At 34.8% G+C, this 15,211-nt stretch carries 10 protein-coding genes; all 10 read right to left on the reverse strand.

Going from position 1 to position 15,211, the window contains the following annotated elements; genetic code table 11:
* Nucleotides 1–371 precede the first annotated feature (371 nt).
* Nucleotides 372–2,450, reverse strand: a complete 2,079-nt coding sequence (gene fusA, locus BKH45_RS00085; protein ID WP_095273439.1) for an elongation factor G — start codon at nucleotides 2,448–2,450, stop codon at nucleotides 372–374.
* Nucleotides 2,451–2,512: 62 nt separating this feature from the next.
* Nucleotides 2,513–2,980 carry a 30S ribosomal protein S7 gene (rpsG, locus tag BKH45_RS00090; RefSeq protein ID WP_095273440.1) on the reverse strand — a complete coding sequence of 156 codons (468 nt, stop codon included), beginning with the start codon at nucleotides 2,978–2,980 and terminating at the stop codon, nucleotides 2,513–2,515.
* 12 nt (nucleotides 2,981–2,992) lie between these two features.
* Nucleotides 2,993–3,391 (reverse strand): 30S ribosomal protein S12, encoded by a 399-nt coding sequence (gene rpsL / locus BKH45_RS00095; protein ID WP_095273441.1) that lies wholly within the window; start codon nucleotides 3,389–3,391, stop codon nucleotides 2,993–2,995.
* Between the two features lie 87 nt (nucleotides 3,392–3,478).
* A complete protein-coding gene (locus BKH45_RS00100; protein WP_095273442.1) occupies nucleotides 3,479–12,136 on the reverse strand; it encodes a DNA-directed RNA polymerase subunit beta/beta' in 8,658 nt (2,885 codons plus the stop codon).
* Nucleotides 12,137–12,301: 165 nt separating this feature from the next.
* Nucleotides 12,302–12,679, reverse strand: a complete 378-nt coding sequence (rplL, locus tag BKH45_RS00105; protein ID WP_095273443.1) for a 50S ribosomal protein L7/L12 — start codon at nucleotides 12,677–12,679, stop codon at nucleotides 12,302–12,304.
* Between the two features lie 17 nt (nucleotides 12,680–12,696).
* The gene (gene rplJ, locus BKH45_RS00110; protein ID WP_095273444.1) at nucleotides 12,697–13,179 is read right to left on the reverse strand and encodes a 50S ribosomal protein L10; all 483 of its coding nucleotides are present in this window, start codon (nucleotides 13,177–13,179) and stop codon (nucleotides 12,697–12,699) included.
* A 95-nt stretch (nucleotides 13,180–13,274) separates the two neighbouring features.
* Nucleotides 13,275–13,979, reverse strand: coding sequence for a 50S ribosomal protein L1 (rplA, locus tag BKH45_RS00115; protein WP_095273445.1), 705 nt, complete (start codon nucleotides 13,977–13,979; stop codon nucleotides 13,275–13,277).
* A gap of 26 nt (nucleotides 13,980–14,005) precedes the next feature.
* Nucleotides 14,006–14,431 (reverse strand): 50S ribosomal protein L11, encoded by a 426-nt coding sequence (gene rplK / locus BKH45_RS00120; protein ID WP_095273446.1) that lies wholly within the window; start codon nucleotides 14,429–14,431, stop codon nucleotides 14,006–14,008.
* A gap of 26 nt (nucleotides 14,432–14,457) precedes the next feature.
* Nucleotides 14,458–14,991 carry a transcription termination/antitermination protein NusG gene (gene nusG, locus BKH45_RS00125; RefSeq protein ID WP_095273447.1) on the reverse strand — a complete coding sequence of 178 codons (534 nt, stop codon included), beginning with the start codon at nucleotides 14,989–14,991 and terminating at the stop codon, nucleotides 14,458–14,460.
* A 12-nt stretch (nucleotides 14,992–15,003) separates the two neighbouring features.
* Complete coding sequence (gene secE / locus BKH45_RS00130) at nucleotides 15,004–15,183, reverse strand: preprotein translocase subunit SecE (RefSeq protein WP_095273448.1); 180 nt, start codon at nucleotides 15,181–15,183, stop codon at nucleotides 15,004–15,006.
* Nucleotides 15,184–15,211 lie beyond the last annotated feature (28 nt).

Here is a 15,211-nt window from a genome sequence, read left to right on the forward strand (position 1 = left end):
TATTTACTATCATTATTTTTTATCAATACTTAGTAATTTAGATAAGAATGCCCTCTTGCTTGGCATAGATATATTACATATTATATTTTTACATACTAGAGACTATATTTTCTATTTAATTTGCCATAAAAAATCTAAACGGAACTTTTCATTTAGATCTCAAAATTATAAAACTTAGATTCTATATAATATTTTGGAATATCAATCGCAACAATCAAATTGGAATAAAATATTTTATAATCAAGAATTAAGAAAGCAATTTTAGATTAATTTAGAGAATTTTAAAAAATTTATCAAAAATAGTAGTACAAAAATAAAATCAAAATGAGATTAGGATAAGATTTATACCCTAATCTTTAAAATTAATGAAATCAGCCTTTGCGTTTCTCTACAATTTCTTTAGCGATATTTGATGGAACTTCTCCATAATGATTAAATTCCATTGAGTAAGTGCCTCTTCCTTGTGTGGCTGAACGTAAATCAGTAGAATATCCAAACATTTCTGCTAATGGAACAAAAGCATTGACAATCTTCAAGCCCATTCTATCATCCATAGCATTAATTTGACCTCTTCTTCTATTCAAATCACCAATAACATCACCCATGTATTCTTCAGGAACTTCTACTTCTACCTTCATCATAGGTTCAAGCAAAACCGGATTCGCATCCCTGCAAGCATCTTTAAATGCCATAGACCCTGCAATCTTAAATGCCATTTCAGAAGAATCCACATCATGGTAACTGCCATCATAAAGGGTAATTTTAAAATCCACAACCGGATAACCTGCCAAAATACCACTTTGCATTGCTTCTTGGATACCTTTATCTACAGCAGGAATATATTCTTTTGGGATCACACCACCGGAAATCTGATTTACAAACTCATAACCACTGCCGGGTTCTTTGGGTTCAAGTTTGATAAACACATGACCATATTGTCCTCTACCACCGGATTGTTTGGCATATTTACATTCTTTATTAACAGAAGATTTTATAGTCTCTCTAAAAGCCACTTGAGGTTGTCCAATTTCAGCTTCTACTTTGAATTCTCTCTTAAGACGATCAACAATGATTTCTAAGTGAAGTTCGCCCATACCACCAATGAGTGTTTGTCCTGTTTCTTCTTGAGTACTTACCCTAAAGCTTGGATCTTCTTCGGCTAATTTCCCCAAAGCAATACCCATTTTTTCTTGATCGGCTTTTGTTTTTGGTTCTACTGCAATATGAATCACAGGCTCAGGAAATTCCATTCTTTCGAGGATGACAGGAGATTTCTCATCACAAAGCGTATCCCCTGTCAAAGTATCTTTGAGACCCACAAAAGCACAAATTTCACCTGCATAAACCTCCTTAATATCTTCGCGCTTATTAGAGTGCATTTTTAACAATCGTCCTACACGTTCTTTTTTGCCTTTTGTAGAGTTGAAAACATAACTCCCTGATTCAAGCATGCCTCGATAAACACGCACGAATGTTAATTGCCCCACAAAAGGATCGGTCATGATTTTAAAAGCAAGACCGGCAAAATGACCATTATCAGTGGATTGGACATGGACTTCTTCCTCAGTTTTAGGATCAATCCCTTTAATATCTACAACTTCTGTAGGAGCCGGTAAAAATAGGATAACTGCATCTAATAAAGTTTGCACGCCTTTATTTTTAAAAGAAGAACCACAAAGCATAGGGATTAAACTCATATTATGACAACCAATTTTAATACCTTTTCTAATTTCTTCAGGACTCAATTCTCCATCGCTTAAATATTTTTCCATCAAAGCTTCATCTTGCTCTGCAGCAGCTTCTAAAAGTTTTTCTCTATATTCTTTTGCTTTTTCTTTCAAATCAGCAGGAATTTCTTCAATATCATATTTGGCACCCATTGTTTCATCATTCCAAACAATCGCTTTCATTTCTATCAAATCAATCACACCTTTAAATGTGTCTTCTGCTCCTATTGGGATATTGATAGGAATAGGGTTGGCTTTTAATCTTTGTTTGATTTGAGATTCTACATTATAAAAATTTGCCCCAATTCTATCCATCTTATTGACAAATACCATTCTGGGGACACCATATTTATTAGCTTGTCTCCAGACAGTTTCACTTTGGGGTTGCACACCCCCTACAGAACAAAATACAGCAACAGCTCCATCTAAAACTCTCATGGATCTTTCAACTTCAATGGTAAAATCAACGTGTCCGGGAGTATCTATCAAGTTAATTTGGTAATCTTTCCAAAAACACGTAGTTGCAGCCGATGTAATTGTAATGCCTCTTTCTTTTTCTTGTTCCATCCAGTCCATAGTTGCAGCACCATCATGAACTTCACCTATTTTATGACTAACACCTGTATAAAACAGTATCCTTTCTGAAGTCGTTGTTTTACCTGCATCAATATGAGCAGCTATACCAATATTTCTTATTCTATCTAATGGTGTTTTCCTTGCCATTTTTTTCCTTATTTAAAGATTTTGTGTTTAGTTTGATGAATGAAAAAGATAAAGAAATTTACTTACCATCTATAGTGAGCAAAGGCTTTATTGGCTTCAGCCATTTTATGTACATCTTCTTTCTTTTTAAAAGCAGATCCCTTGTCGCTTGCAGCGTCCATAAGTTCATTTGCCAATCTATCTGTCATTGTCCGCTCGTTTCTTTTTCTGGTAGCCTCAAGTATCCATCGAATTGATAAAGATTGCTGTCTTGTGGGTCTGACTTCTACAGGGACTTGATAAGTAGCTCCCCCTACTCTTCGGCTTCTTACTTCAACAAGAGGCTTTACTTTATCAAGGGCTTTTTCAAATATTTCGATCCCTTTTTCTCCACTTTTTTCTTCTATTTTGTTAAAAGCGGCATACATCACTTTTTCAGCAATACTTTTTTTCCCATCATACATCATTTTATTGATAAATTTTGTTACAACCTTATTGCCATAAATAGGATCACCCAAAATTTCTCTTATTGGAGCCTTTCTTCTTCTCATAAATATCCTTCCTTATTTTCCTTGTTTTTTATCTGCACCGGCTTTTGCTTTTTTGGCACCATATTTACTTCGAGATACTGTTCTTTTAGCAACACCGGCAGTATCTAAAGCACCTCTAATAATATGATATTTAACACCGGGTAAGTCTTTTACCCTACCTCCTCTTACCAATACAATAGAGTGTTCTTGTAGGTTATGCCCTTCTCCGGGTATATAACTAATCACCTCTACTTTGCTTGTAAGTCGGACTTTGGCTACTTTTCTTAAAGCAGAATTTGGTTTTTTGGGAGTTGTAGTATAAACACGTGTGCAAACTCCCCTTCTTTGAGGACACTCTAACAACGCCGGAGACTTAGTTTTTCTAATAATTTTCTTTCGTTCTTTTCTGACTAGTTGATTAATAGTTGGCACTTATTTAATTCCTTTTTCTAAATTTAAAATAAAAATGCTGTAATTCTACACTAAAAAATCTTTTATTTATCTTAGATATACAAACAATCAATCTTGTATATCTGCTTTGATAATAAACTTTTTATTCTTATAAAGTCCTGTCCCTACAGGAATCATTCTTCCAAGCACAACATTTTCCTTCAAATCTTCCAAAAAGTCTTTTTTAGCTGCAATACTTGCCTCTGTAAGGACTTTGGTAGTTTCTTGGAAAGAAGCTGCAGAAATAATGCTATCACTTCCAATTGCAGCTCTGGTAATACCAAGTAAAACAGGCTCTGCAATAGCAGGCTCTCCATTTAATCTGATAGTCTTATCATTTTCTTCTTTAAAATGTTTTTTACTTATCAAATCACCTTCAATGAATTTTGTATTGCCACTATCTACGATTCTAACTTGTCGCAACATCTGTGAAACAATAATCTCTATATGCTTATCAGCGATGCTAACACCTTGTCTGCGATAAACTTGTTGGACTTCACTGACAATATATTTATGCAATTCTTTTTCACCACTAATCCTTAAAATATCATGACTTGAAATAACTCCATCTGTCATGGCTTCACCTGCATGGACAAACTCATCTGCATGTACTAAAATCTGCTTATTCTTATCTACGAGATATTCTGTGCTTCTTCCATCATCAGAAGTTACAATAATTCTCTCTTTGTTTCTAATAGGTTTGCCAAAACTTACAACACCATCTATTTCTGAGAGAACAGCAATATCTTTTGGTTTTCTGGCTTCAAAAAGTTCTGAAACTCTAGGAAGACCTCCGGTAATATCTCTTGATTTCACTGTGGCTTTTGGAGTTTTTGCCAAAATATCAGCTACCTCTACGCTTGATCCTTCTACAACAGATATAGAAGTTTTAGGATCTAAAACATATCTCAAGACTTCACCTTTTTGATTATCAATCAAAATGCTTGGTTTATACCCTGCAGGAATATATTCATTAACAACCAAATTAGTAATACCTGTATTTTCATCTTCTTTTTCTGCCACTGTAACACTTGGGATAATATCCTCAAATTTTACAATACCTGCCTTATCAGATATGATAGGATTATTATAAGGATCCCAAATAGCAATAATATTTTTGAGATTAGAATTGGGTTCTGCAATAAGGGTTTGAGAATCTACTTCATTATTATCGCCAACTAAGATTTTTGAGTTTCTTGTTAAGTAATGTCTAATAGCTTCACGACCATTTTCATCAGCTACAACAGCAAAAATACCTTTTTCTTTAACAATATTACCTGCTTTGACATCTTTAGCTCTTTGGAGATGATCGGCTTCCAAAGTATAGTATTTGACAATACCTTTTTCTTTTGCATAAATTTTCTGAGCAATAGGAGCATTATCATCCACAACAATTTCACTTGCATAAGGGATACGATTTGGAATATTCCAACCGTCTTTGATAATATCTACAATACTTCCACCTGCTTTCACACGATGTCCTGTTCCATAAGGTAAAAATATTTTTCCTTCTATTTTACCACTGACACCGGCTAATTCATTGGGTTTTGCAACATCACCTTTTCTTAAAATAAACTTAGCCTCTTGCTTATCATTATGGACACTTACAATGACTTCATCATGAGCGCTATCGATTTTAAGCACGCCATCAAATGGAGATTTTATTTTGGGTTCTACAACCAATATAGCGGCATTTCTTCTATTGGCTACAATATTTTTACCCTCTTTGTTCTTGTAAGTTTTGAGATTATAATACCTGACAAAACCTTCTTTTTCTGCCAAAATTTCTCTTTCTTCCTGGCTTCTGGATGCTGTTCCACCCACGTGGAATGTTCTAAGGGTAAGCTGCGTTCCGGGTTCCCCGATAGATTGGGCTGCAATAACTCCAACCGCCTCACCGGGCTTGGACATTTTACCCTCTCCTAAATTAAGCCCATAACATTTTGCACAAACACCTTTTTGGGCTTTGCAAGTAACAGGAGTTCGAATAATAATGGATTTCACCCCTGCTTCAGTAATCTTTTTGGCTTTTTCTTCACTGATCAAAGTCCCTGCGCTCAAGAGAATTTCATTAGTGATTGGATCGATAATATCTTCAGCTAATACCCGACCAAATATTCTCTCTTCTAAAGGCTCAATAAGCTCACTACCCACAGTAATATCGGTGATTTCAATCCCTTCATGAGTCCCACAATCTTCCATAATAACTTTAACATTTTGAGATACATCTATAAGTTTTCTGGTCAAATACCCTGCATTTGCAGTTTTAAGCGCAGTATCAGCCAAACCTTTTCTAGCCCCATGTGTGGAGTTGAAATACTCCAATACATTCAATCCTTCTTTGAAGTTTGAAATAATGGGAGTTTCAATGATTGTGCCATCAGGTTTAGCCATCAGACCCCGCATAGCAGAAAGCTGTCTGATTTGAGCAGCCGATCCCCTTGCACCGGAATCAGCCATCATATAAATAGAGTTGAAACCTCCCTTATCAGCCTCTACTAATGTCATCATTTCTTTACCCATTCTATTGTTGGTATCTGTCCAAATATCAATAATCTTATTATATCTTTCTTGTTCAGTAAGCAAACCTTGGTCATATTGAGCTTGGATCTTTTTGACTTCATTTTTTGCAACATTGATTACTTTTTGCTTATCATCAGGGACGATAATATCTGCTGCCGAAATAGAAATACCTGCTTTGGTAGCATATTTAAAGCCTAAATTCTTAAGATTATCCAAAAAAGTTGCTGTAATCCCGATACCACCTTCTTTATATACATAATCAATCAAAGAACTGATATCTTTCTTTTTCATCACTTTATTCCATAGATTAGTAGGCACAAAATCAGGCAAAATAGATTTTAAAATTAATCTGCCTGCTGTTGTATGCAATACTCTACGATCAATAACCGTTCGAACCTTTGCATTAATATCTAATTCATCAGCATCAATAGCAATCATAATTTCATTAATATTGCCAAATAATTTATGCTCGCCTTTCACCCCTGTCCTCTCCAGCGATAAATAATACAACCCCAAAACCATATCTTGACTTGGAACAGCGACTGCCTTACCACTTGCAGGCAATAAAATATTCATTGAGCTTAGCATTAAGATCTTACATTCTGTGATAGCCTCTTGAGATAAAGGAACATGCACTGCCATTTGATCCCCATCAAAATCAGCATTAAAAGCAGAACAAACAAGTGGGTGCAATTGGATTGCCTTGCCATCAATTAACTTAGGGTGAAATGCTTGGATAGATTGTTTATGCAAAGTTGGCGCACGATTTAATAATACAGGATAGCCCTCTACAATATCTTGCAAACATTCCCAAACTTCATTGGATTTTTGTTCAATCATTTTTTTAGCTTGTTTGAGGGTAGTTGCATAACCTTTTTCTTCTAATTTTGCCAGAAGATGGGGTTTGAAAAGTTCCAAAGCCATATTTTTTGGTAAACCACATTGATCCATCCTGAGATTTGGACCCACTACAATAACACTTCTTCCGGAAAAATCCACACGTTTTCCAAGTAAATTTTGTCTAAATCTGCCTTGTTTGCCCTTGATAATTTCAGACAAAGATTTGAGAGGGCGTTTATTAGCTCCTTTTACTGCATTTGCATTCCTACCATTATCAAATAAAGCATCCACTGCTTCTTGTAGCATTCTTTTTTCGTTTCTTACTATAATTTCAGGAGCATCTAATTCCATCAATCGTTTCAATCTTTGATTTCTATTGATAACTCTTCGATACAAATCATTCACATCACTGACTGCAAACTTTCCTCCATCTAAAGCAACAAGAGGTCTCAAATCAGGCGGCAGAACCGGTAGCACAGTTAGCATCATCCATTCAGGTTTATTACCGGAATTTAAAAAGCTTTCAACTACCTTTAATCGTTTGATAATAGTTTTTTTCTTTGCTTCTGAATTTGTATTTTTAACTTCTTCTCTAAGACTTTGGAGTAAAATAGTTAAATCAAGCTGTTCTAGCAATTCTTTTACTGCCTCACCGCCCATTTGTGCTACAAACCCCTTATCTTCAAATCGTTGATGAATATTTTGATACTGCTCTTCATTGAGTACATCATATTTCATTACAGGTTTGCTGGATTCATTATCATAAAATGCTTCTCCGGGATTTTTAACAATATAGGCTTCATAATAAAGCACACGCTCCAAATCCTTCATCTTTACACCCAGTAATGTACCAATCCGGCTTGGCAATGAGCTTACATACCAAATATGAGCAACAGGAGTAACAAGTTCAATATGCCCCATTCTGGAACGTCTGACTTTGGAGCTTGTTACTTCAACTCCACATTTCTCACAAACAATCCCTTTGTATCTGGGTTTTTTATATTTACCGCACAAACACTCATAATCCCTAACAGGACCAAATATTTTTGTACAAAATAGCCCATCTCTTTCAGGCTTAAGTGTTCTATAATTGATAGTTTCAGGTTTCTTGACTTCTCCATGACTCCAAGAGTGAATTTTCTCAGGGCTAGCTAATACCAATTGAAAAGAATTGAAATCTTTTGGTCTATCATCTTCTTTGATTACAATAGGCTTAGGATTGCCATCTTCATCAATATCATCACCAAAAATATTAACATCTAACGCCAAAGATTGAAGTTCTTTAGTCAAAACATAGAAAGTTTCAGGTATTTCAGATTCTCCTACATGTTCTCCTCTGGTAATTGCTCGATAAGCGTTTTCTCTACCTTTAACATCATCGGATTTAACTGTAAGCATTTCTTTAAGTGTATGGGCAGCCCCATAAGCCTCTAGTGCCCATACTTCCATCTCTCCAAATCTTTGTCCTCCAAAAAGTGCCTTACCTCCAACAGGTTGTTGGGTTACAAGCGAATAAGGTCCTGTGCTTCGTGCATGAACTTTTTCATCAACTAAATGGTGTAATTTAAGCATATACATATAGCCAATATTCACTCGTTCCCTCATTTTTTCGCCTGTTTTGCCATCATAAAGATCGGTTTTACCATCCATAGCAATTTTTGCCATTTCAAATAATTTATTAAATTTTTCTTGCGAAATACCTTCAAATACAGGAATAGCAAACTTAACGCCATGACTCCAATCTCTTGCATAATCCAGCAATTCTTCATCATTGCATTTTTTGAGAATATCAATGACTTCAGGTTCATTTTCATTGACTATCTCAGCAATTTCAAGCATTTTAGATCGAAGATTTTTAATAAAAGATCCTGTTTGCTTTTTCAAAATTTCAGAGATTTGCTCTCCAAAACGTTTGCCAACTAATCCTAAATGCACTTCAAGAATCTGTCCAATATTCATACGACTAGGGACACCCAAAGGATTTAAAACAATATCAACAGGTTCTCCATCAGATGTATAGGGCATATCTACAGCCGGAATAATATTTGAGACAATGCCTTTATTTCCATGTCTTCCTGCCATTTTATCTCCCACTTTAAGCTTCCTCTTAGTGGCAATATAAATTTTAACTTGTTTGACAACACCGCTAGGGAGGATATCATCTTTTTCCAAAATAGAAAGTTTTTCTTCATGTTCTTCGCCTAAAGTTTTCTTCTGTTCCAAAAAGTTTGTCTTTATCTGCTCATACTTAGCCTGCACCGCTTTTGAATAACTTTTGATTAATGTATTTAATGTAAAACGATTGATATTGGCAATTTCTTCTTTTGGGATCATTTCGCCTTTCTTGTATTTTTTGTCATTAACAACAGCATCCCCGCTTAATGTTTCTTTTGAAAGCATAAGCCCTATTCTCAACATTTCTTCTCGATTAAGCATCGTTAATCGATCATGGTGCTCAATATCCAAAACAGATTTTTCTTCTTCATAAGCGCTAATAGCTCTTGAATCTTTTTCATAACCTTTTTTAGTAAAAATTTTTACATCAACAACAGTCCCTTCCAATGAAGGAGGACAATAAAGTGATTTATTCACTACATGCCCGGCTTTTTCTCCAAAAATTGCCCTCAACAATCTTTCTTCAGGAGTAGGTTTAACTTCACCTTTTGGAGAAACTTTGCCTACTAAAATCATTCCCCCGCTTACGTAAGTTCCAATTTTAACAATCCCACTTCCATCAAGATGAATGATTTCTTCTTCTCTTACATTTGGAATATCTGCTGTAATTTCTTCTATGCCATGCTTCAGTTCTCTAGCTTCAATTTCTTTTTCATAAATATGTATAGACGTAAAGGCATCTTCTTTAATGACTCTCTCACTCAAAACAATAGCATCTTCAAAGTTATACCCATTCCAAGGCATAAAAGCAACTCGAATATTTTTACCAAGCGCTAATTCTCCATTGTCCATACTGGGACCATCTGCAATGATCTGGTTTTTTTCGACCACATCGCCTACTTTTATAATGGGCTTTTGAGTAAAACTTGTATTTTGATTTGTTCGTAGATTTTTTTGCAATGAATAAGTATCAATATAAGCGCCATTTTCGTCTTCGCCCAAAATATAAATATTTCTTGCATCTACTTTTTCAACTACGCCTTTTCTCACAGCCTTAATAGCTTCCCAAGAATCTCGAGCAATGATTCTTTCTATCCCTGTACCTACGATAGGAGCATCCGGACGCAATAAAGGCACAGCTTGACGTTGCATATTCGATCCCATCAAAGCACGGTTAGCATCATCGTGTTCTAAAAAGGGGATCAAAGAAGCTGCAACGCCAACTAACATTCTAGGGCTTAAGTCAATGAGAGTAACTTTATTTTTTTCACTCAACATAATTTCCCCACCGACTCTTGTTTCAATCAAATCTTCAACAATCATCCCCTTATCATTTACTTTTGCACTTGCAGGGGCTATCACTTGGCCATCTTCTTGAGTAGCTGTAAGATAAACAATCTCATCTGTAACTTTGCCATTAATGACTTTTTTATAAGGAGCTTCAATAAAACCCAGATCATTTACTCTTGTAAAGGTAGATAAAGTATTAATCAATCCGATATTTTGACCTTCCGGAGTTTCTATTGGGCAAATCCTTCCATAATGAGTAGGATGAACATCTCTAGCTTCAAACCCAACTCTTTCTTTAACCAAACCACCTTCTCCAAGCGCTGAAAGTCTCCTTTTATGAGTAACCTCTGAAAGTGGATTTGTTTGATCCATGAATTGAGAAAGCTGACCCCCTGTAAAAAACTCTAATATTGTGCTTGTAATCATTTTGGAATTAATCAAATCATGAGGCATAATCGTATCAAAAGCACCACTCATTGTAGTAAGTTTGTCCTTAATAGCCTTTTGCATTTTTACAAGCCCTGTATGAAGCTCATTTGCCAATAACTCCCCAATTGCTCTGATCCTTCTGTTACCTAAATGATCTCTATCATCAATTCTACCTTGCCCATTTTTGACTTTCATCAAATACTTAACAGTTTCCATAATATCTTCATGTGTCAAGACTGTTATATAATCAGGCACATTTAAACCAAGTTTATGATTCATTTTCATCCTACCCACACGGGTTAAATCATATCTTTCAGGTTCAAAGAATAATTGTTTAACAAATTGTTTGGCAACTTCTTTAGTTACCGGCTCGCCCGGTCTCATGACTTTGTAGATTCTAATTGCTGCTAAATCATTTTCATCATCAATTTTTTCAGTTTGTTTCAGAAGTCTCAAAGATTCTGCATCTGAAGCAAATGAATTCATGATAGAATCATCAAATCCCAATGCCAAGTCATTAGCAATAACAAAATCTTTAATTTTTGCTTCTGAAATCTTTTTGAGTTTGCCTTCATCAAGTTGTGTTAATGCATCAAGGATAACTTCACCACTTTTCTTATCAACAATAGGTGCAGCCAAATAACGATTCAAAAGAATTTCTGCAGGGTATTCTATCCACTCTAATCCTTTTTCTTGAAGTTCTTTTGCTTTTTTGGCTGTGAGTCTTTTGCCTGCAGGAATCACGACTTCACCACTTGAATCTTTTATATCAAACTCAATCCTTCCATCAAAATCTTTTGGGTTAAAAGGGATTAGATATTTGCCTTTTTCAAACCTAACATTTAATAGAGGATAAAACATTTTAATTATATCTCGTTTGCTATATCCCATTGCTCTAAACAGTATAGTTACAGGTACTTTTCTACGTTTGTTAATTCTGACAAATAAAGTATCTTTTGCATCATACTCAAAATATAGCCATGAGCCTCTATCAGGAATAATTTGACCGGTATAAATGAGTTTGTTAAAAGATGTACTGGATTCTTCTTCTTTAAAAATAACTCCCGGACTTCGATGCAACTGATTTACAACAACCCTTTCAACACCATTAATAATAAAAGATGTTCTGTTAGTCATCAAGGGAATTTCACGGATAAAAATACTTTGTTCTTTAATATCCTTAATCCCTATTTTTTCTCCTTTTTCATCTTTGTCCCACAAAATCAATCTGATTTTTATTTTCAAAGGAATCGCATAGGTAATCCCTCTCTCCATAGCCTCACGAATTGTATATTTTGGCTTCCCAAACTCACACCCTGCATATTCTAATGTAATTCTATTTTGAGCATCTTGAATTGGAAATATGGATTTAAAAACCTTTTCTATGCCACTTTCTTTATTATCTTTTGGAGATAAGAAAGAATCATAGCTGTCCCTCTGCAATAAAAGCAAATTAGGAACTTCTAAACTTTGTGGTAATTTTGTAAAATCAATTCGCAATCTGTTTTTTGTTTTAACTTTTGTTGGCATACTTTCAACCTTCACTCAGTGGAATTTAGAAGAGTCAAACACTCCAAATAAACCTATTTTATCTCTAAAATCAAATTTATTTGGAGTGTCTATAAAAACGAATAGCCCAAAATAGACACACATCTATTTTTGGGCAATTTAAAAATCATTGCTGTAAAAGCAAAATTATTTAATTTCAACCTTAGCACCGGCTTCTTCAAGTTTTTTCTTAAATGCTTCTGCATCATCTTTATTAATACCCTCTTTGAGAGTATGAGGTGTGTTTTCAGTTGCATCTTTAGCTTCTTTTAAGCCAAGACCCGTAATCTCTCTGACAGCTTTAATAACATTAATTTTATTAGCACCACTTTCAAGTAAAACAACATTAAATTCTGTTTTTTCTTCTACTGCCCCACCGGCACCTGCAGCTACACCGGCACCTGCAACAATAGTAGGCGCAGCACTTACACCAAACTTTTCTTCAAAAGCTTTAACAAGTTCTGATAATTCAAGAACTGATAAGCCACCGATATAATCTAAAATTTCTTCTTTTGTAATAGCCATAATGATCTCCTCATTTTTTATTCTTGTTCTTTTTGCTTTTTAAGATTGTCCAATCCGGTGACAAAATATCTTGCCGGAGCTGTCCAAACAGACAATAGCATTCCAATAAGCTCATCTCTACCGGGTAATTTAGAAATAGCCATAATGTGATCTGTCTCAACTTTTTTGTTATCAAAGCACCCTGTTTTAATAACAAACTTCTCTTTATTGGCTTCAGCAAACTTAGCTGCCAATTTTGAGAGTGTTATTTGATCTTGACCCCAAATAAAAATATTTGTATCTTTCAAGTCCAAATCCGGATATCCGGCATTATTCATTGAAATTTTAGCCAAAGTATTTTTGATAACTTGAACTTTAATTTCTGAATTTCCGGCAGATTTTCTAAGTTCTTCTAAGTTTTTCACTGCCAGACCTTTATAATCACATACAAGTAGGGCAGAAGCGCTTTTAAATTCTGAGCTGAGATATTCAACTGCTTGTTCTTTTTGATGTTTGGTCATTTTTTCCTCCTTTCCAGACTAGACTTCTACAAGGAGATTCAATCAATTAAGCAAACGCCCTTGTGATCTTGAGTCCAAAGATTAAAAACTAAATTTTACTTAATGTCCATTAATTCTTGAGAATCAATTTTAATAGAAGGCGACATTGTTAAAGATAAAATGCCCCCTTTGATATATTTACCTTTTGCACTTGCAGGCTTCAATCGATTGACTGTTTTGACGAATTCTAACATATTTTCTTTGATCTTTTCTTCCGGAAAACTCACTTTTCCAATAGGGGCATGAATATTACCTTTTTTATCCACTCTAAAATTTACTTGACCACTTTTAGCATTGCCAACAGCTTTTGTTATTTCCATCGTAACAGTGCCTGTTTTAGGATTTGGCATCAATCCTTTTGGTCCTAAAATTCTACCAACTTTTCCAACAAGAGCCATCATATCAGGTGTTGCTATTACCATATCAAAATTCAAATTTCCATTTTTGATTTCTTCTGCTAAATCTTCATCACCGACTATATCAGCACCGGCGTTTCTTGCCTCATCAGCTTTAAGACCTTTTGCAAAAACGGCTACTCTAACTTTCTTACCTGTTCCATGAGGCAAGACAACCGCTCCTCTTATCATCTGATCGGCATGTCTTGGGTCTACGCCAAGCTTAAGAGCAATTTCAACTGTTTCGTCAAATTTAGCAGAAGCTAAAGATTTAACAGCACCTACTCCACTGCTTATATCATATATACGATTACTATCAATTTTTGAAAGCAAGCTTTGTAATCTTTTGGCTACCTTTTTTTCCATACCATAAACTCCATTAAAATTATTTATTAATCAACGATTTCAACACCCATACTCCTTGCACTACCGGCAACAATGTTTTTAGCTGCTTCAAGAGTATTGGCATTTAAATCTTCCATTTTAAGAGTTGCTATCTCTTCAACTTGTTTTTGTGTTAGTTTGGCTATTTTGTTTTTTAACGGGTTATCTGAACCTTTAGCAATACCGGCTGTCTTTTTTATCAAATCCGTTACCGGAGGTTTTTTAGTAATAAAAGTAAAACTCTTATCTTGATAAACAGTGATAATCACAGGAATATTAAAATTCCCCATATCTTTTGTCTTCTCGTTAAATGCCTTACAAAATTCCATAATATTAACGCCTCTTTGTCCAAGAGCAGGACCTACAGGGGGCGATGGATTTGCCTTACCGGCAGGAATTTGAAGTTTCAATTCACCCACAATTTTTTTTGCCATATTATTTCCTTAAAAAATATTTTAGTCTATACTATTTTCTCTACTTGTGAATATAGTATCTCTATAGGAGTATTTCTACCAAATATAGAAACATTTAATTTCAATTTTCTATGCTCAATGTCATATTCCTCAACTGTTGCTGTAAAATTTGCAAAAGGACCTTCTACGATTCTCACTACTTCACCTGATTCAAAAGAAATTTTAGGCTTAGGTGCTGCGCGATTTCTAACCTTTTCTAAAATATGGTTAATATCTGCTTCTCCAAGTGGTGTAGGTTTCTTACTTTCACCTATGAACCTTGAAACCTTGGGTAAAGATTGTATTTTATGCCAAAGTGCAGTATCTAAATCCACTTTAATAAAAACATAGCCCGGATATAAACTTTGTGCAGTAACTTTATTTTTACTCTTTTTGGAAATTTCGATAATGTCTTCTGTAGGGACTACAATTTCTTTTAAGCGATCGCCAATTTTATACTCTTGAACAAGATTCTCAATTGCTCTTTTAACAGCCTGCTCACTACCCGAATAAGTCTGTATAGCATACCAATCTAATGACATAAATTCTCCTACTTACAGAATACTAGATACAGAAGCAGACAAAATAAGATCAACTAACGCTAAAAACAAAGTAATAACAGCCACAACAATCACTACGGATATTGAAGCATTTCTAATTTGTTCTTTGGTAGGAAAAATTACTTTTGATAACTCTTCTTTAGCTAACCTATAATATGTAAATATTTTTTTCATAAAATCTCACTTCTAAATTATAGCCCAA

The sequence above is a fragment of the Helicobacter sp. 11S03491-1 genome, assembly GCF_002272835.1.
Classification (GTDB): domain Bacteria; phylum Campylobacterota; class Campylobacteria; order Campylobacterales; family Helicobacteraceae; genus Helicobacter_J.